Source organism: Mesorhizobium sp. M8A.F.Ca.ET.181.01.1.1 (assembly GCF_004792025.1).
Classification (GTDB): Bacteria; Pseudomonadota; Alphaproteobacteria; order Rhizobiales; family Rhizobiaceae; genus Mesorhizobium.
In genome coordinates, this window is the sequence record NZ_SRTV01000001.1 from 923,859 (window position 1) to 943,143 (window position 19,285).

General features: G+C 62.5%; 18 protein-coding genes. 11 read left to right on the forward strand and 7 right to left on the reverse strand.

The window, feature by feature from the left end:
- Nucleotides 1–118: 118 nt before the first annotated feature.
- The 10 genes from EN824_RS04545 (at nt 119) to EN824_RS04590 (ending at nt 11,441) form a co-directional block, all read left to right on the forward strand.
- Nucleotides 119–553, forward strand: coding sequence for an EamA family transporter (locus tag EN824_RS04545; RefSeq protein WP_127277684.1), 435 nt, complete (start codon nt 119–121; stop codon nt 551–553).
- On the forward strand, nt 550–1,557 hold the full coding sequence (locus EN824_RS04550) for an NAD(P)-dependent oxidoreductase (RefSeq protein WP_127277685.1): 1,008 nt from the start codon (nt 550–552) through the stop codon (nt 1,555–1,557). Before EN824_RS04545 ends, EN824_RS04550 begins: the two co-directional genes overlap by 4 nt.
- A 69-nt stretch (nt 1,558–1,626) precedes the next feature.
- Nucleotides 1,627–3,090: an aspartate aminotransferase family protein gene (locus EN824_RS04555; protein WP_189522139.1), complete on the forward strand. Its 1,464-nt coding sequence runs from the start codon at nt 1,627–1,629 to the stop codon at nt 3,088–3,090.
- Between the two features lie 21 nt (nt 3,091–3,111).
- Entirely contained in the window at nt 3,112–4,344 is a 1,233-nt protein-coding gene (locus tag EN824_RS04560; RefSeq protein ID WP_127277687.1) for a hypothetical protein, read from the forward strand.
- The gene (locus tag EN824_RS04565; protein ID WP_127277688.1) at nt 4,341–5,099 is read left to right on the forward strand and encodes an FkbM family methyltransferase; all 759 of its coding nucleotides are present in this window, start codon (nt 4,341–4,343) and stop codon (nt 5,097–5,099) included. The genes EN824_RS04560 and EN824_RS04565 overlap by 4 nt, the downstream gene beginning before the upstream one ends.
- 149 nt (nt 5,100–5,248) lie before the next feature.
- On the forward strand, nt 5,249–7,810 hold the full coding sequence (locus tag EN824_RS04570; RefSeq protein ID WP_135931939.1) for an FAD-dependent oxidoreductase: 2,562 nt from the start codon (nt 5,249–5,251) through the stop codon (nt 7,808–7,810).
- Between the two features lie 94 nt (nt 7,811–7,904).
- Entirely contained in the window at nt 7,905–8,753 is an 849-nt protein-coding gene (locus tag EN824_RS04575) for a DUF1194 domain-containing protein (protein WP_189343743.1), read from the forward strand.
- 113 nt (nt 8,754–8,866) lie between these two features.
- Nucleotides 8,867–9,817: an ABC transporter substrate-binding protein gene (locus EN824_RS04580; protein ID WP_127279860.1), complete on the forward strand. Its 951-nt coding sequence runs from the start codon at nt 8,867–8,869 to the stop codon at nt 9,815–9,817.
- Between the two features lie 68 nt (nt 9,818–9,885).
- Entirely contained in the window at nt 9,886–10,659 is a 774-nt protein-coding gene (locus tag EN824_RS04585) for an ABC transporter permease (RefSeq protein WP_135931940.1), read from the forward strand.
- Complete coding sequence (locus tag EN824_RS04590; RefSeq protein ID WP_135866666.1) at nt 10,656–11,441, forward strand: ABC transporter ATP-binding protein; 786 nt, start codon at nt 10,656–10,658, stop codon at nt 11,439–11,441. Before EN824_RS04585 ends, EN824_RS04590 begins: the two co-directional genes overlap by 4 nt.
- A 37-nt stretch (nt 11,442–11,478) precedes the next feature.
- On the opposite strand, the gene EN824_RS04595 is transcribed toward EN824_RS04590, so the two are convergent.
- The 3 genes from EN824_RS04595 to EN824_RS04605 form a co-directional block, all read right to left on the reverse strand.
- The gene (locus EN824_RS04595) at nt 11,479–12,417 is read right to left on the reverse strand and encodes a GlxA family transcriptional regulator (protein WP_348630721.1); all 939 of its coding nucleotides are present in this window, start codon (nt 12,415–12,417) and stop codon (nt 11,479–11,481) included.
- A gap of 404 nt (nt 12,418–12,821) precedes the next feature.
- Entirely contained in the window at nt 12,822–12,956 is a 135-nt protein-coding gene (locus tag EN824_RS36525) for a hypothetical protein (protein WP_127281166.1), read from the reverse strand.
- Nucleotides 12,957–13,306: 350 nt separating this feature from the next.
- A complete protein-coding gene (locus EN824_RS04605) occupies nt 13,307–13,492 on the reverse strand; it encodes a hypothetical protein (RefSeq protein ID WP_127280941.1) in 186 nt (61 codons plus the stop codon).
- 219 nt (nt 13,493–13,711) lie between these two features.
- On the opposite strand from EN824_RS04605, the gene EN824_RS04610 reads away from it, so the two are divergent.
- Nucleotides 13,712–14,611, forward strand: coding sequence for a LysR substrate-binding domain-containing protein (locus EN824_RS04610; protein ID WP_015317416.1), 900 nt, complete (start codon nt 13,712–13,714; stop codon nt 14,609–14,611).
- On the opposite strand, the gene EN824_RS04615 is transcribed toward EN824_RS04610, so the two are convergent.
- From EN824_RS04615 to EN824_RS04630, 4 genes are all read right to left on the reverse strand, one after another.
- Entirely contained in the window at nt 14,612–15,592 is a 981-nt protein-coding gene (locus tag EN824_RS04615; protein ID WP_127280940.1) for an alpha/beta hydrolase, read from the reverse strand. It lies immediately after the preceding gene.
- A 232-nt stretch (nt 15,593–15,824) separates the two neighbouring features.
- Complete coding sequence (locus tag EN824_RS35090; protein WP_167531375.1) at nt 15,825–16,010, reverse strand: hypothetical protein; 186 nt, start codon at nt 16,008–16,010, stop codon at nt 15,825–15,827.
- A 178-nt stretch (nt 16,011–16,188) separates the two neighbouring features.
- Nucleotides 16,189–18,318 carry an ASKHA domain-containing protein gene (locus EN824_RS04625; RefSeq protein ID WP_135866668.1) on the reverse strand — a complete coding sequence of 710 codons (2,130 nt, stop codon included), beginning with the start codon at nt 18,316–18,318 and terminating at the stop codon, nt 16,189–16,191.
- Nucleotides 18,269–19,243, reverse strand: coding sequence for a methyltetrahydrofolate cobalamin methyltransferase (locus tag EN824_RS04630; protein WP_135866672.1), 975 nt, complete (start codon nt 19,241–19,243; stop codon nt 18,269–18,271). Before EN824_RS04630 ends, EN824_RS04625 begins: the two co-directional genes overlap by 50 nt.
- Between the last annotated feature and the right edge of the window lie 42 nt (nt 19,244–19,285).

The following is a 19,285-nucleotide window of genomic DNA, read 5'->3' on the forward strand; positions in this document are numbered from 1 at the left end:
TTGGAATTAATCATGGTTTCTGAGCGCTTAACGGCAAGATTTACTCAAAACAGTTTCGTGAGTTCACGAAATCTTTTCAGGTTTGTATTACCTGATATTGCGGGGGTGGCGGGTTGAAATGAAATATATCGTCTTCATTCTCTTTACGGTCATGACCAATGCCGCCGCGCAGCTTATGCTGAAGCAAGGCATGATGTCGCTCGGACCGATTTCGTTCGAGGGCACCAATCCGCTGATCAAGCTGTTGCAGATCGTCTTCAGCCCCTGGGTCTTCCTTGGCCTGTGCACCTTCGTCATTTCGATGGTCTCGCACCTCTATGTGCTTTCCAAAGTCGAACTCTCCTTTGCCTATCCGTTTCTCAGCCTGGCTTACGTCGCCGTCGCGATCTTCGCCTATTTCGTGTTCCGCGAGGATCTCAACGGCTGGCGCATCGCCGGCATCGCCTGCATCTGCGTCGGCACGGTGCTGATCGCGCAAAGTGGGCGAGGGCATGAGGAGCAGAGCGCGTCCATCACCTCCGACAAGATACAGGCAAACGAGATCGTTCGATGAGACATGTGATTTTCGGCGGTGACGGCTTCGTCGGCCGCCACCTTGCGCCGAAGCTTGTGGCCGATGGTGAGGAAGTCGTCGTCGTCGACATCGCCAAGAGCGACCTTGCGCATTACCGCAATGTCCGCTTCATCAAGTGCGACGTCACCGACCCGGGCTCGGTTGCCGCGGTCGGGCTGAAAGCCGACGACATGGTCTACAATTTGTCGGCCAAGATGCTGTCGCCGATCCAGGTGCGTGCCAAGCGGCACGATTTCTTCTTTCCGGTCAACGTCCACGGTACCGAGCACATCATGCAGGCCATGGACAAGGCTGGCGCGCCGAAGCTTGTCCACTACACGACCGACATGATCTACGGCCACACGGTCACCCAGCCGATGACCGAGGAGCATCCGGTCGCGCCGCTCGGCGAATATGGCTGGTCGAAGCAGAAGACCGAGGAACTGGCCGCCGAATGGCGCAGGCGCGGCATGTCGATCTCGCTGTTTCGTCCGCGCCTGATCATCGGACCCGGCCGGCTCGGCATCCTGGAAAAGCTGTTCAAGCTGATCGACTGGAGTTTTCCGGTGCCGATGATCGGTTCGGGCCGCAACCCTTATCAATTCATCTCGGTGTTCGACTGCGCCGAGGCCGCACGCGCGGCCTGGAAGGCCGGTGTGCCCAACGAGGCCTATAATCTCGGCTCGCTCAACCCGCCGCCGGTGAGAAAATTGCTCGGTGACCTGATCCGGCATGCCGGCTCGAAGTCGATCCTGCTGCCTACGCCCGGCTGGGCGGTCAAGCGCACGCTCGACCTGCTCGATCTCATCAACCTGCCGATCATGGATCCCGAGCAATATCTGATCGCCGACGAGGAATGCGTGCTCGACGTATCCAAGGCCGAGCGCCAGCTCGGCTGGGTGCCGCAATACCGCGACGAGGACATGCTGATCGCCGCCTACAGCGAATACCGCGCCAAGAAGGCAGGTCCCGCTGTCGCCACCAAACATGTGCCCGGCGAATAGCGGCCTGCCAACACAGCTTATTGCGCACGACGCTGGTCGGAGCGCTGACAGGAGATTGAAATGACCGTCATGGCCAAGCCGGAGCAGACGAATACGCGCACCCTGGTCAGCGCGCCGACGCTGTCGCCCGCCACCATCGCCAAGCCCGACCTGATCAGCGTCGAGCAGGCCAAGGCGATGGATGTCGCAGGGATGACCGACCTGTTCAAGGCGCATCTCAACCCGGGCCAGCTGCATTTCATGAAGTTGCTCGGCTTCCACAAGATCAAGATCGAGCGTGCCGAGGGCATGTTCTACATCGACCAGAACGGCCGCAAGATCCTCGATTTCTTCGGCGGCTTCGGTTCGTTGGCCTTCGGCCACAACCATCCGCGCATTCTGGAAGTCCGCAAAAAATTCCAGGAGGAAAAGCGGCAGGAAATCGCCATCGCCTTCATGTCGCAATATGCGGCCGCGTTGGCGCACAACATCGCCAAATGCTCGCCTGGCGATCTCGATATGGTGTTCCTCGGCTCGTCCGGCTCGGAAGCGATGGAAGCGGCGGTGAAGCTCGCCGAGCGCGCCGCCGGTCCGAAGCGGCCGAAGATCGTCTATGCCGAGAATTCCTTCCACGGCAAGACCAAGGGTGTGCTGGGCATCACCGACGGCCAGCTCTATCGCGCCGACTTCAAGATGGCCGACAACACGGTGCGCATTCCCTTCGCCGATATCGAAGCCGTGGAGCGCCTGTTCCGCTCCGATCCGGAAGTCGGCGTCATCGTGCTGGAAACCATCCAGGGCGGCGGCGGCATCATCCAGGCGCCGACTGAATACTGGCAAAAGCTGCGGGCGCTGTGCGACCAGTATGGCGTGCTGTGGGTCGCCGACGAAGTCCAGTGCGGCTATGGCCGCTCGGGCCGCTTCTATGCCTTCGAGCATTACGGCGTCGTGCCTGACGTGACGGCATTGGCCAAGTCGCTTGGCGCCGGCAAGGCAGCGGTCGGCGCGATGATTGCGCGCCGCGAAATCTACATGAAGGCCTATGGCACGCCGAAGACGGCGATGATCCATGCCATGGCCACCTTCGGTGGCATGGGCGAGGCGTGCGCCACCGCGATCGAGGGCATCAACGTGCTCTACGACGAGGGGCTGATCGACAATGCCGCCGTTACCGGCGATTACCTGCTGCAGCGCCTGCAGGCGCTCAGGGAAAAATACCCCAAGATCATCAAGGACGTGCGCGGCAAGGGTTTCATGATTGGCCTGGAGTTCCACGACTTCTCGCAGACCTTGCCTATGGTACTGCGCCCCATCGTCAGCGTGCTCGACGACAAGCTGAAGGGCTCGCTGTCCGGCTTCGTCGGCGCGCTGTTGTTGCGCGACTATGACGTGCTCGTCGCCTTCACCGAATACAACCGCAACGTCATCCGGCTGGAGCCGCCGCTGATCTGCCAGCGCGAGCATGTCGACCGCTTCGTCGACGCCTTCGACAGCCTTTTGTCGCGCGGCATCGTGGCGATCGTTAAGGATTTCGTCAAAAGCCAAGTCCGTTAACGAGGTTCGCTGAACACTGTCATGCTGACCAAGTCGCCCTCTGCAAAGAATCCACTCGACCGGCTCGTCGAGGCCGGCCTGGCGTGGGGTGAGGGAACTTATGCGCGGCTGGCGGCTCCGATCGGCGCCGCGGCTTTCGCGCTCTATATCCTTCTGACGGCGTTCACGGCCTGGGTGATGCCCGACGCCAACTGGGACATGCTGCCCTATCTCGCCATATCGGAGGAGAGCACCTACCCCGATGCGCAAGCGCTGCATGACTATACCTACGACACCGTCAAATCGGGTGTCTCGGCCGGCGACTACAAGGCGCTGACCGACGATGGCGGCGGCTTCCGCAGCCACATGGCGCAGAACGCCGCCGACTTCCATTCGCTGCTCGGCATGTACCGGATCAAGTTCCTCTATGCCGAAATCCTGTCGACGCTGAGCGGGGTGATGTCACCGGTCGAGGCGATGCGTCTGGTGCAGGTGTTTTCGGCACTGCTGTTCGGCGCGATCACGCTGCTCTGGCTGCGTTCGCAAAACGCATTGGCCCTGGCGCCGGTGGTCGGCGCGGTGCTGATCATGGCCGATTTCGGCGATGCGGCGCGCGCCTCGACGCCGGATCTGCTCACCTCGGCGCTGCTGCTCGGCGGGCTCTACGCCTACGTCAGAGGCCGCGAGGCGGCGACGGCGATCCTGCTCTTTCCCGCCTTCATGGTGCGACCGGACAATATTGTTTTCCTTGCTGTTTTCGCTGTGCTGCTGGTCGTCTTCCGGCAGCAGGCATGGGGCGCGCTGGCCGGCTTTGCCGCGTCCTTAATTGCCTATTTCGCCATTTCGCACTGGGCCCATCATCCCGGCTGGTGGCCGCATCTTTGGTTCTCCAGCATCGAACAGCACTACAATATGGACGGGTTCGAGCCGGCCTTCTCGGTCATCGCCTATCTCAGGGCGTTCGCCACGTCGCTGCTGCGCGCCGTCAACCTGAACAGTTGGATCGGCGTTTCGGTGCTGGCGCTGGCCGGCTGGTATGCGGCGAGCCGTGCCGGCTTCAAGCTCGATCGCCGCGCCGGTATCCTGTTCGCGGCGCTGGTGCTCGGCGCGCTAGCCAAATTCACCGTCTTTCCGATCCACGATACGCGCATCTATTTCCCGCATCTGATCCCGCCATTCCTGCTGCTGGCACCGCCCTTCATGGAACTGTGGGCGGCGGTCGCCCGTGGCCAGCATCGCGCCGCCTTGCACGTCATTCCCGGAGACAAATCATGAGTTCGGTTTCCAGCCTGGCGCGCATTGCCCTGTCGCTTGGCCTTCCCGCCGGCCTGCTCGATCGCGGGCCGTCACTGCGCGGCACCAAATTCCTGGTCAAGGCGGCGCTGAGGGCGCATTTCGGTGTTGGCGGCCGGCCATTCCAGATGGTCAATGTCGGCGCCTGCGATGGCGCGCTGTTCGATGACGTGACGCCCTGGCTGCACCGCATCCCAAGGGCCCGCGCCGTGCTGGTCGAGCCGATCCCGTACAATCAGAAGCGGCTACGCGCCAACTATCCAGATACGGAGCGCTTCATCATCGAGCCTGTGGCGGTGACCAGGACCAAGGGCACCATCACCGTCCACACTTTCGATGCCGCTGCCCTGGAGGCCGGCACGCTGCCGATCGAGTTCATCGGTTGCTCGTCGGTGACCGACACCAATTTGATGTCGGGCAAGAACGCCTGGGGCGAGGCCGATGCCAACTTCAACAAGTTCGCGCCGCATCTGAAAGACATCGAGGTGCCGTCGGAGACCTTGCAGACATTGCTCGACCGCAACGGCGTCAGCCATATCGACGCCTTCCTCGTCGATTGCGAAGGCGCCGACTGGATCGTCTTCGAACAGCTCGACCTCAAGCGCTACCGTCCCGGCATGATCAAGATCGAGGTCGGTGCGCTGCCCGCCCTGGAAATCGGCCAGGTCGTGGTCAAGCTGAAGACCGCCGGCTACCAGGTCGGCTTCCAGGCCGAGGACGTCTGGGCGTTTGCCTGACGGTAGCTGTTTTTCCTGAGCCACGACGGGTCGCGCCGCATCCGTGGCGTGTCGCAAACAGGCGGTAGCGCAGTGCCCGCCGCCTGCATATTGTGCGCCGATCAAACGGGCGCCGACGCCGCCCGCAACAGCACTTGGAGTCGCGGGCAATGGCAGAATTTCCGAAAAAGGCGAAGGTCGTCATCATTGGCCTCGGCGGCATTGTCGGTGCATCGATCGCTCATCAGCTGATCGAACGCGGCTGGGACGACATTGTCGGCATCGACAAGTCGGGCATCCCGACCGATATCGGCTCGACCGCGCATGCGTCGGACTTCTGCTACACCACCAGCCACGATTTCCTGTCCTGCTGGACGACGCTCTATTCGATCGATTTCTACGAGAAGATGGGCCATTACGCGCGTGTCGGCGGCCTCGAGGTCGCCCGCGTCGGCGACGACAGCCGCATGGACGAGATCAAGCGCAAGATCGCTTCGGCCAAGGCCTTCGGCACGCGCGCCCGGCTGATCGAACCAGCCGAGATCAAGGAAAAATTCCCGCTGATCGAACAGGATCTGGTGCAGGGCGGCCTGTGGGATCCGGACGCCGGCCTCGTCATCCCGCGCTCGCAGACGGTTGCCGGCAAGCTGGTCGACCAGGCGGAAGCGTCCGGCAAGCTCAAACCCTTCGCCAACACGCCGGCGAAGTCGCTTGTCGTCAAGGACGGCCGCATCAGCGCCGTGGTGACCGACCGCGGCACGATCGAGGCCGACTATGTCATCGTCTGCGCCGGCATCTGGGGACGGCTGATCGCCGAGATGGTCGGCGAGGATCTGCCGGTCATGCCGATCGACCATCCGCTGACCTTCTTCGGGCCCTACACCGAATTTGCCGGCACCGGCAAGGAGATCGGCTGGCCACTGCTGCGCGACCAGGGCAACTCGGCCTATATGCGCGACACCGGCGACCCCAAGACCGCCGAGGGCGGCCAGATCGAATGGGGCTATTACGAGGAGACCAATCCGCGCCTCTGCCACCCGCGCGATCTGCTTGAGAAGGACCAGGCACGGCTGTCGCCGTCGCAGCGCGATCTCGACATGGAGCAGATCCTGGCGCCGCTGGAACGCGCCATGGAACTGACGCCGATCCTGGGCGAACTCGGCTACAACGAGGGCCATTCCTTCAACGGCCTGCTGCAGGTGACCGCCGATGGCGGGCCGTCGATGGGCGAGAGCCAGAAGGTGAGGGGTCTCTGGTACGCCGTCGCCATCTGGGTCAAGGACGGCCCCGGCATGGGCAAGCTGATCGCCGACTGGATGACCGACGGCCGCACCGCGATCGACCATCACGCCATCGATTATGCACGCTTCTACCTGCATCAGACCAAGGAGCAGTTCATCTGGGATCGCTGCACCGAGACGGCGATGAAGGTCTACAATCCGGCGGTGCATCCGCGCGAACCCTTCTCCAAGGGCCGCAACATCAGGCGCTCGCCGTTCTGGGAGCGCGAGAAGGAACTCGGCGGCTATTTCATGGAGCTCGGCGGCTGGGAGCGCGCGCATGGTTACGCCGCCAACGAGCATCTGCTCGAGAAGTATGGCAACCGGGTGCCCGTGCGCGAGAACGAGTGGGACAACCGCCACTTCTGGCGCGTCTCGAACGCAGAGCATTTGGCGATGAGCGAGGATTGCGGCATCGTCAACCTCTCGCATTTCTCGATGTATGACATCGAGGGACCCGACCATGTCGCACTGCTGGAATGGCTGTGCGCGGCCAAGATCGGCGGCGACAACAACATCGGCAAGGGCATCTACACCCACTTCCTCGATGAGGAAGGCATGGTGCGCGCCGACTTCACCGTGATCCGCATGGCCGACCGCTGCCGGCTGATCGACGGCGCCGATGCCGGGCCGCGCGACTTCCAGTACATGCGCCGCACGGCTCAGGACAAAGGGTTCGATGTCACCATCACCGATGTGACCGAGAGGTACGTCACCATCGGCATCTGGGGGCCGAACGCCCGCACCACCTTGCAAAAGGTCGTCGAGAACCCGGATGGGCTTTCACCGGAGAATTTTCCATTCGCGGCGATCAAGCCGGTCCGCATCGGCGGCAAGGATGTCACCGCGTTCCGCATATCCTATGTCGGCGAGCAAGGCTGGGAACTGCATATGCGCTACGAGGATGGCCTCGCCGTCTGGGACGCGCTGCGCTCGACCGGCGTCATGCCGTTCGGTGTCGAGACCTATGCCAACACCCGCCGCATGGAAAAGAGCCTGCGGTTGCAGAATGCCGACCTCTTGACCGAGTACAATCTGCTGGAGGCCGATCTCGCCCGTCCGAAGGTCAAGGAGAACGATTTCTGCGGCAAGGCCAAGCATGTCGAATACCGCGAACGCGCGCATCAGCCGGCCATGCTGTGCACGCTGGTGATGACCGAGAATACGGATTCCAGGGGTGTTGCCCGTTATCCCGTCGGCATCATGCCGGTGATTGACCCGGAGAGCGGAGAAACGCTGGTCGACGAACTCGGCCGTCGCTCCTTCACCACATCGGTCGCCTACGGCCCGACGATCGGCAAGAACATCGCGCTCGCCTATCTGCCCTGGGCCTATGCGCAGGAGGGCCGCAAGCTCATGGTCGAGTATTTCGGCGAGACCTATCCGGTCGAAGTCGTCGGCGTCGGTTACAGGCCGCTTTACGACCCGGAAAATCTGAAGCCGCGGAGCTGATCGCCCAGCGGTAGGGCTCGCATAGATTGGATCAGCCCGACCACGGCCGGGCTTTTCTCTTTTTCGGTGGACGATTCTCGCTTACCCTTGCGCAATGTCTGGTTTGCCCTGCGCAAGACATCTGCTTTCCGCCTCTGCTGCACTGGCGTTGGTGCTCTGGCTGGCGCCAACGTCCCGCGCGGACGAGCCGGTCGATGTCGAGCTGGTGCTGGCGGTGGACGTTTCGCTGTCGATGTCGGCGGAGGAGCTGGAGATTCAGCGCCATGGTTACGCGGCGGCGCTGACGCATGACAATGTGCTGCAGGCGATCGCCGATGGCGCCTATGGCAAGATCGCCGTCACCTATGTCGAATGGGCCGGCACCAGCTGGCAACGCGTCATCGTGCCGTGGACGGTGATCGCGACCCGGGCCGACGCGGAGCGGGTGGTGGCGCAATTGTCGGCCCAGCCGCCCAACAGCGCGCGGCGCACCTCGATCTCCGGCGCGCTTGAGTTCGGCAGCGACCTTTTCGCCGAAAGCGGCTACCAGGGAACCAAGCGCGTCATCGACATTTCGGGCGACGGGCCAAACAACCAGGGCGCGCCGGTCAATCTCGTCCGCGACGGGGTGGTCAGGCAAGGCATCGTCATCAACGGCCTGCCGCTGATGACCCGAGGCGGCTTTTCCGGCGTCTATGACGTCAACGATCTCGACCGCTACTACAGTGATTGCGTCATCGGCGGCGCCGGCGCCTTCATGATCCCGGTCAACGACTGGACGCAATTTCCCGAAGCCATCCGCCGCAAGCTGGTGCTGGAGCTTGCCGGCCCAGCGTCACCGCAATGGGCGGCGGCGGAGGCGGATCACCCGCCGGTGGTGCTGGCGCAGGACAAGTCCGCCGCCGACTGCCAGATCGGCGAGAAAATGTGGCGCAACCGCAACTGGATGCCCGACAGCCGGTAGGGCAATCCCAAACCGGGTTGTCGGCTGCTTTCCGCGCGAACACGTTCCTGTTGATTGACAAGCCCATCGGCCTCTGTGAACAATTTCCCCCAGAAAAACAAAGGGGAACTGATATGAACAGGATAACCGTATTTGCCGCGACATTGACGCTTGCCGCGGGCTTATCCGCTCCGGTGATGGCCGCCACGTCACTCACCATCGGCATTAGCGGCTGGACCGGCTTCGCGCCGCTGACACTCGCCAAGCAGGCAGGGCTGTTCGAGAAACATGGACTCGACGTGACCTTGAAGAAGGTGCCGCAGGCCAGCCGGCCGCTTGCCATCGCCAGCGGCGACCTGCAATGCGCCGCCACCACGGTCGAGACCTGGCTGGTCTGGAACGCCAGCGGGGTGACCACCAAGCAGATTTTCCAGCTCGACAAATCCTATGGTGCCGACGGCATCGTGGTGCGCAACGACATCAAGACCGTCGCCGATCTCAAGGGCAAGAACGTAGCGTCCTCCGCGCCGGGAACGTCGCCCTATTTCATGCTGGCCTGGGTGCTGAACAAGAACGGCATGTCGACCAAGGACGTGACGGTCGTCAATCTCGAGCCTGACGCGGCGGCACAAGCCTTCCTCGCCGGCCAGAATGACGCGGCTGTTACCTATGAGCCTTTCATCTCGGCCGTGCGCGACAAGGCCGACCAGGGCCATATCCTGGCGACCACGCTCGACTATCCGATGGTTCTCGATACGGTCGGCTGCACGCCCGAATTCCTCAAGGCCAATCCCGACGCCGCCAAGGCGCTTGCCGACAGCTATTTCGATGCGCTCGACCTGATCAAGAAAGATCCGCAGAAATCCTACGAGATCATGGGCGCCGACGTGAAACAGTCGGCCAAGGAATTCGAGGATTCGGCGAAGTACCTGAAATGGGCCGACAAGGCCGACAACAAGCAGTTCTTCACCAAGGAATTCCAGGACTTTTCCAAGACCGCCGGCGACCTGCTGCTGCAGATGGGGCTGATCAAGGAGGCGCCCGACGTCGCCACGCTGGCCGACACCAGCGCCGTGGCGAATTGACGGCTCAACCCCTGGATACCGTGCGGTGGCGCAGAGCGCCGCCGCCTTCCTGCTGACAAAGGACGAAGATGCGCCCCTTGCATCCTGTCTCGCCGGGCCTGCGAACAGTGCTCGGCATTTCCTTCTTCGTGCTGTTCGTGGTTTTCTGGGCCTGGATCACGCTTGGTGACAACGTCAACCGCATCTTCCTCGCCGATCCGCTGTCGATGCTGCGGGATGGCTGGCGGCTGCTGGTCGAGGATCGTTTCTGGCTCGACATACTGATCACCATCTGGCGGGTCTTCGGCGGCTTTGTGCTGGCCTCGGTCGTCGCCGTGCCGCTCGGCATCGCCATGGGCGCCTGGAAGCCGGTGGAAGCCTTTCTGGAGCCGTTCGTCTCCTTCGCCCGCTATCTGCCGGCTTCGGCCTTCATTCCGCTGCTCATCCTGTGGGCGGGCATTGGCGAACTGGAAAAACTGCTCGTCATCTTCGTCGGCTCGGTGTTCCAGATCATCCTGATCATTGCTGTCAAGGTCGGATCAACGCGGCGTGACCTGGTCGAGGCGGCCTATACGCTGGGCTCGACCAACAACAGTATTGTCAAGCGGGTGATCATGCCGGCCAATGCGCCCGAAATCGCCGAGACGCTGCGGCTGGTGCTCGGCTGGGCCTGGACCTACGTCATCGTTGCCGAACTGATCGGCTCGTCGTCGGGCATCGGCTATATGATCATCAACAGCCAGTCGCGGCTGGCGACGGGGCAGATCATCTTCGGCATCATCGTCATCGGGCTGATCGGGCTGTTGTCCGACTTCGCTTTCAAGGCGTTCAACCGCTGGCTCTTTCCGTGGAGCCTGGCGTGAGCAAGCTTCTCATCGAGGGTGTGTCGCGCACCTTTGCCGGCGTGCGAGGCGCAGAACCCGTCAGGGCGCTGATGCCGGTCGACCTGGCGGTCGCGGCCAATGACTTCATCACCATTCTGGGGCCGTCGGGTTGCGGAAAGTCGACGCTGTTGCGGATCGTCGCCGGTCTGGAGGCGCCAAGCGAAGGCCGCGTTCTGCTTGACGGCAAGGCGGTGACGAGACCGGGACCGGACCGCGGCATGGTCTTCCAGTCCTACACGCTGTTTCCCTGGCTCACGGTCGCCGAAAATATCGCCTTTGGCTTGCGCGAACGCGGCATGGCCGAAGAGGAGCGGGACGGGATCGTCGCCTCCTATGTTGATCTCGTCGGCCTGAAAGGGTTCGAGAACCATTGGCCGAAGCAGCTTTCCGGCGGCATGCAGCAGCGCACGGCGATCGCCCGGGCGCTGGCCAACGATCCGGAAATCCTGTTGCTGGACGAGCCGTTCGGGGCTCTGGACAACCAGACGCGCGGGCTGATGCAGGAATTGCTGCTCGGCATATGGGAACGGCGCAAGAAGACGGTGCTGTTCGTCACCCACGACATCGAGGAGGCGATCTTCATGGCTTCGCGCGTGATCGTGATGACGGCGCGGCCCGGCCGCATCAAGTCGGATGTCGCCATCGACCTGCCGCATCCGCGCCACTACACGCTGAAGACCAGTCCGGAATTCTCGGCGTTGAAGGCGCGGCTGACCGAGGACATCCGCGTCGAGGCGATGCGGACCGCGGACGCGCACTAACCGCTCACGTTCGGTCGTTCCGCGCGTATGGTTTGGGTCAGGCCGCCAGCAATTGCTTGCGGTCGACGCGCTCCTGCTGCGGCGAGCGGGCATAGAGCTCACGGTAGCATTTCGAGAAATGCGAGGCCGAGACGAAGCCGCAGGCGACCGCCACCTCGACCACCGGCATCGACGACTGGATCAAGAGATGCCTTGCGCGGTCGAGGCGGATTTCGAGATAGTAGCGCGCAGGGGAGCGTCCCATCTCGGTTCGGAACAGGCGCTCTATCTGGCGGCGCGACAGGTCGACATGGTCGGCGATCTCGATCAGCGACAGCGGCTCGGACAGATTGGCCTCCATCAGTTCGATGATGGTCAGCACTTTCGAGTTCTGCACACCAAGCCGGGCGCGCAGCGGCAGGCGCTGGCGGTCGGTCGGGCTGCGCACGCGGTCGGTCAGCACCTGCTCGCAGACGCGGTTGACGAGGTTCTCGTCGAAGTCGTCGCCGATCAGCTTCAGCATCATGTCGAGCGCGGCGGTTCCGCCGGCGCAGGTGTAGATGTTCTGGTCGATCTCGAACAGGTCGGCAAAGACATTGGCTTTCGGGAAGGCCTCGGAAAAGCCCGGCAGGTTTTCCCAATGGATGGCGCAGCGCTTGTTCGACAACAGCCCGGCGGAGGCGAGGATATGCGCACCGGTGCACAGGCCACCCACCGCGACGCCGCGATTGTATTCCTCACGCAGCCAGGCAAAGGCCGACTTGTTCTGGTAGCGTTCGACATTGATGCCGCTGCAGACGATGGCCATGTTGGGACGATCCGGCCCCGCCATCTTCTTGCGTTCCTCTTCCAGCGAGGTGTTGACGGCGCATTCGACGCCGTTGGAGGCGCGCACCGGCTTGCCGTCGATGCTGGCAAGGCGCCAGCGATAGGCCTCGTAACCGAGCATCCGATTGGCGGAGCGCAGCGGGTCCAGCGCGGTCGCAAAAGCGATCATGGTGAAATCGGGAACAAGGAAGAACACAAACGACCGCTTGATCGGATGCTTGACGGCGTTCACGGGGAACCTCATCTGGCCATGACGCGAACAGGATGTCGCGAATAGCATAGCGTCATCAGGAAAAACCATTCCTGTCAATCGGCTAGGTGGCTTTGGCAAGATTAAATTTGCGACATGGGTCGCAAATGGGCAATCGCCGCGCGGTGCTGCTCAAACCAGGCCACCGTCAGGTTGTGAAAAGACGATGGAAGCGCAACAAAATAAACGCCGCCTCGGCGGACCGAAGCGGCGGCAGTCAACTCTGAAGCCGTGGCAGGGGAGCGCGGCTCTGGAGGTATTTTGTGTTTCTATGCAGTCCCGAACGGAAAACCGTTACACGATTTTCCTGGAACTAGTCTTATTCAGGCGACGAAGCCGAGGCGCGCCGCAGCCATGGCGCCGGTCTGGCCAGGCATGGTCTTGGCGAGGCGCTGACGCTCGAGCGCCGTGGTCAGGTTCATTTCGCGGCGGGCGAAGAGGCGGGCAAAAAGCTTCATGATCATCTCCAATCGGTTGCTCAGACGGGTCGCCTTCGCTTGATGGAGTGGGGCAGCTCGTTTGCTGACGGTGATATAGGCTTGTGTGAGCGGAAACTAAATCGCAAAAGCGAAGCGCTTGATATGAAAAGCGACACCAAATGCGACAAATTTGGGCAGAGTGAAGCTGTCGTGCCCAATATTTACGAATATTTACAGACGGTTAGCTTCAAAAACGAGCTGCTATGCGGCTTGCTCATATGCGCCATGCAGCGGCGGCATGGCTCCTGAATTCGTTTGAATACAAATAAAATAGAGAAGGCCTGCCGGGCGGTTTGCGCGGCAGGCCTTCAGCACGGGGTACACACGATCTACTTTGCTCCAGCCCAGGATCCAACGCCATTGCGAATGCCGGTCTTGGCGTCGGAAGCTTCCGGCCAGCCGATATCTTTCTGCAACTCGATCGGCAGGGAACGGATGGCGCGTTCGGTCTGGTAGCGGGCGCGGGCCGCGTTGAATTCGGTCGCGATGCGGCCGAGGGACGACAGGATAGACATTTCGATCTCCTTTGCAGCGGCGCGGGAGGCGCCGGCAATGCGTTACGTCAGGTCTGTTTCAGCTTCATTTCATGCCGAATGCAGGTCTGCGTCGTGGTCGTTTGGTGACCGCTTTTGGCAGCATGCTGCTTCGATGGAGTTGACTATGCTCCTGATCTGATGTTCAATCAAACGAAATGGAATGATGCTTTGTATCAGAAAAATTGAAGGCTGATCGACATGAACGCGCCGCTCAATCATCCGCTGCCGCTGCTCGACCTCGACGTTTTGCGCACTTTCGTGGCGATTGCCGAGACCGGCAGTTTCACCACTGCGGCCAATGCGGTGTTCCGCACGCCGTCGGCCGTCTCCATGCAGATCAAGAAGCTGGAGGATATTCTCGGCCGCTCGGTGTTCGCGCGCGATGCGCGTTCGGTAACGCTGACCACGGACGGCGAAATGCTGCTCGGTTATGCCCGCCGGCTTTTGTCGATCAACCGCGAGGTGGTGTCGAAGTTCATCATCCCCGATATTGTCGGCGTTGTGCGGCTTGGCTCCCCCGATGACTATGGCGAGCGCGTGCTGCCGCATGTGCTGAAACGTTTCGCGCAGTCGCATCCCTCGATCGCCGTCGACGTCACCATCGACCAGAGCAGCAATCTGCGCCGCCGCATGGACGACCGGGCGCTCGACATCACGCTGTTGACGAACTCGTACAAGACCAGCGCGCTCGGCGCCGAGGTGCTTTTGACCGAGCCGATCGTGTGGGCCGGCGCCAAGGGTGGCTGCGCGCATCTGCGCGAACCTTTGCCGGTTTCGCTTTGGGAAGAAGGCTGCGCCTGGCGGGCCGGTGCGCTCGAGGCATTGGGCCGCGAGGGCCGCAATTACCGCGTCGCTTACATGAGCGCCCATACGGCCGGCCAGCGCGCCGCCATCATGGCCGACCTCGCGGTCGCGCCGCTGCCGCGTTCGTTCCTCGGCAATGACATGGTCGAACTCTGCCCGAAGGACGGCATGCCCGATATCGGCACTTACAATCTTGCCATGGTGGTGGCGCCGGACGCCAGCGCGCCGGTCAAGGCCGTCGCCGACCACATCCGCGCGACCTTCGAAGTGTTCCGGGAAACCGGCAAGTTCTGATTATCCGGGATACCCGGACTGGAGGTGCTGCTCTGCGGCCTCCGCGGAGGGCGCCTTGAACCTTGCCGCCGTGCCTTGAACGATCGGCGAAGAGCTCTCGCGCAGGAAAGCAACGATGTGTTGGCGCGCGCGCCGCGCTTCGGGCATGTCAATCAGCGGCCAAACGTGGAACATGCCTTCCTCGTAGACCAGCTCCACCTCGACACCGGCGGCGCGGGCTTTTTGTGCGAAGATCAGATTGTCGGGTGTGAGAAGATCGCGGGAGCCCGTCAGGAGCAATGTCTTCGGCAACACCGACAGATCGCCATAGACCGGGCTGATGCGCCAGTCTGCCGGATCCATGCCGGCACTATAGAGCCGGATTGCCTCCCGCCCACCGGCAATGCCCAACCATGGGTCGTTTCGCTCCGCCTCGAACACTTCGGGGTTTGCGAGCGAGACGTCGAGCCCGGGTGAAATCAGCACATGGCGCGAGGGTAGGGGCAGGCCCTCTTCCGCCGCCATCATGGTCAGTACCACCGCCATGTTGCCACCCGCGGAATCGCCCATGAAGATGATCTCTTCCGCCTCCGTCTCCTCGATCATCTGGCGATAGACATTGCCGACCATGCCGAACATGGCGTGGAAATCGTGTTCCGGTGCGATGGGATAGATCGGCACGGTGATGCCGTAGCCCAGCCGGTCGGCCATGTCGGCGATCAGATACCAGTGATAGGGCGTGATCTCAAAGACATAGGCGCCGCCGTGCAGGTAGAGAATTCGCTTGTGCTCTCCGGCCCGGGGGGCGATTTCGTAGACCGGGAAACCGTCCACGCTGCGCGTCTGGATGTCGTAACGCTGCTGCAGCGCGGCCGGTGGATGGTGATCCTCGGTTTTGCGCGCGGCCGCGATCCAGCGCCGCAAGTTTTCCGGGCTGGAAAAGGCCTGCTTGCGGCTGTGCCTGAGCACGAAGGATACGACGTGGCTTTTCAAACTTGGCATGCGGAGACACGAACTTCGGCGGCAGCCGACTAAGAGATTTCCCCCTCCAAGCGAAGATCGTACCTTGGCCGAAAATGTCAAGATTTACGCTGTGCCCACACGCTGGTGTGATCCGCGCGCTGTCGTCGGCGCCGCGGCAAAAGCGCCGCGCGCAATCGGTTGCTGGTGGCCACCGGGGATGTGCGAGATCCCCGGCGGATGCCGAGCAATTTGCATTTGTCGGCGAACGTCATCAGCGCGTCGTACCCAGAAGCAGCGAGGCGAGCGTCACCTGCGGATCGTTCGGCGGCGATGCCGGCCAGCCGATGTCCTTCTGGACATGCGCCGGCAAGCTGTTCAGCGCGCGGATCGCCTTGTTCCTGGCATGGGCTTGCCTGATGGTCACACCGAAGCGGCCGAGATTTTCGAACATCGACATTTTCATCTCCCTTGAAGAACGGCCGTGGCCAAGGACTATCCTCGGCCGCCGTTCGATGCGGGGTAAATGCGCCTGCCATGTATCGGATGGATTTCGCGGAAGCAGCGTTTCGGTTTCCGGATCGGTTCGATCCGGAAACATTTGCATACAAATGAAATCGAGGGAGAGGCCGGCGGGTCTATTCGCGGCTGCGCCGTGCCGCGTGGCCCTCGCGCGAGCGCCGGCGCGGGGCGGCGTCGCCGGCGATGCCGTCCTCGCTCACCGTCTTGCGTGGCGGCAGTTTCACCGCCGCCGACAGTTTCGGGAACGGATCGACCTTGTTGGGCAGCGCCATGGCATAGACGAAATGCTCCTGGAATTTCGGCTCCAGCGCGGTCTCGATCTTCTCGATCTGGCTCACCGTCTCCTCGATCTCGCGGCGATAGCCGCGATTGAGCAGCGCCATCCGCGCGCCCGCACCGGCGGCGTTACCGACGGCCGAAACCTTGTCGAGGTCGCAGTCGGGGATCAGGCCGAGCACCATGGCGTATTTCGGATCGATGAAGGAGCCGAAGGCGCCGGCGAAATGGATGCGGTCGACATGCTCGGTGTTCTGCTTTTCCATCAACAGCTTGGTACCGGCATAGAGTGCAGCCTTGGCAAGCTGGATGGCGCGCACGTCGGTCTGGGTGATGGTGATCTTGGGTTCGCCTTCCTTCAGCACGTAGGAGAAGGTGCGGCCGTTGGCGACGACGCGCGGCGAGCGCGCGGCAAGCGAACCGTCGACGACACCGTCCTCCGAGATGATGCCGGCGAGATACATTTCCGCGACGATCTCGATGATGCCGGAGCCGCAGATGCCGGTGACGCCGGTCGCCTGCACGCTGTCGAGGAAGCCGGGTTCGTCGGACCACAGTTCCGAGCCGATGACGCGGTATTTCGGCTCCAGCGTGTCGGGATCGATGCGCACGCGCTCGATGGCGCCGGGCGCTGCCCGCTGGCCGCCTGAGATTTCGGCGCCTTCGAAGGCCGGACCGGTGGGCGAGGAGGCAGCGACAACACGCGCGCGATTGCCGAGTACGATCTCGGCATTGGTGCCGACATCGACGATCAACATCATCTCGTCCTGGCGATGCGGGCCTTCCGACAGCGTCACCGCCGCCGCATCGGCGCCGACATGGCCGGCGATGCAAGGCAGCATATAGAGGCGCGCGCCCTGGTTGAGCTTGAGGCCGATATCGGATGCCTTGATGCGGACCGCGCCGGAGACCGCGAGCGCGAAGGGGGCTCCGCCGAGCTCGGTCGGATCGATGCCGAGGAACAGGTGATGCATGATCGGATTGCCGACGAAGACGGAATCCAGGATGTCGTTGCGCTGGACGTTGCCTTCGGCGCAGACCTTATCGACGAGGCTGGAGATCGCCTCGCGGACAGCAACCGTCATGCCTTCGCGGCCATCCGGGTTCATCATCACATAGGAGACCCGGCTCATCAGATCCTCGCCGAAGCGGATCTGCGGGTTCGACGTACCCGAAGAGGCGGCGACGCGGCCCGACAGCAGCGACACCAGATGCATGGCGATGGTGGTCGAGCCGATGTCGCAGGCCAGGCCATAGGCCTCGTTCTTGAGGCCCGGCCATAGCGCGATGACGCGCGCTATGTCGCTGTCGGCATCCTTGTGGATGGCGGCGGTGGCGGTCCAGTTGCCCTTGCGCAATATGCCCTGCACCTGCGGCAGCAGGTAGAAGTCGAATTCGAGGTTTTTAAAGCCCCAATCCTTCATCAGCGCGATCTTGAGCCGGTCGAGATCGCCCAGGGGCTTGTGCATGTCGGGCTCTTCGATCTCGACATAACACATGCGGATCGCCGTATCGCGGGCGATCACCCTGGTGTCGGCATCCTTGCGGATGGTCTGAGCGTTGATGACGGTATCCTGCGGCACGTCGATGACGAGATCGCCGAGGATCTGCGCCGAGCAGGAGAGGCGGCGCCGTTCGGGCAGGCCGCGCACACGCTCGTAGCGCTCTTCCTTGGGGCCTTTGGGCGAGATGTGGTCGTTTGAGGAGGTGATCTTGTGCTTGGCGAAATTACCTTCCTGCACCTCGATCTGGCAGCGCCCGCAAGTGGCGCGCCCGCCGCACACGCTTTCGACATAGACGCCGAGCTGACGCGCGGCGTCGAGCACGGGCGTGCCGACAGGGAACCGCCCGCGCTTGCCTGACGGCATGAACAGCACGAGCGGATCGGTAATGTTTGCAGGTGAATTCACGATTGCGCGCTTATCCCCGGCCCATCCGGGCTTCACGGCCACCGCGCCGGCGGCCGCCATTGCCGCCGCCTTCGCCCGGTGCATTGACCGCTGTCGGCGCCGCCACCGGGTGACCGCCTTCGGCCGGCTTGTAGTCCTTGTAGGTGCGGATCCAGTTGGTACAGTTCTCGTCGGTGCCGTTGAGCACGTTGGCGCCGCGCACGGCTTCCATTTCCTGTGGGCGAACCGGGTTCATGATCGCCGAGGTCATGCCGGCGCCGATTACCATCGGGATGAATGCGGCGTTGATGCCATGGCGGTGCGGCAGGCCGAAGGAGATGTTGGAGAGGCCGCAGGTGGTGTTGACCTTGAGCTCCTCGCGCAGGCGGCGCAAGAGCGCGAACACCTGGCGGCCGGCATCGCCAAGCGCACCGATCGGCATGACCAGCGGGTCGACAACGACGTCGTGCGCCGGAATGCCGAAATCGGCGCAGCGCTGCACGATCTTCTTGGCGACGGCGAAGCGCACGTCCGGATCCATCGAAATGCCGGTCTCGTCATTGGAGATGGCGACGACGGGCACGTTGTATTTCTTGACCAGCGGCAGGATGGCCTCGAGTTTCTCCTCCTCGCCGGTGACGGAGTTGACCAGCGGGCGGCCCTTGGCGACCTTCAGCGCGGCCTCGATCGCGGCGGTGACGGAACTGTCGATCGACAGCGGCAGATCGACCAGGCCCTGGACGATTTCCAGCGTCTGCACCAAAAGACCAGGTTCGGTTTCGTTCGGGTTGACCGAGGTGACGCCGGCATTGACGTCGAGCATGGTGGCGCCGCAGGCGGCCTGCTCCAGCGCGTCCTTGATGACGGTCTCGAAATTGCCAACCACCATCTCGGCGGCGAGCTTCTTGCGGCCGGTCGGGTTGATGCGTTCGCCAATCACGCAGAAGGGCTGGTCGAAGCCAATGATGATTTCTCGTGTCGCCGAGGCAACGATGGTCCGGGTCATGAAATCTCTCCGTCGTGATATAAAGAGTTCTTTATATCGTTA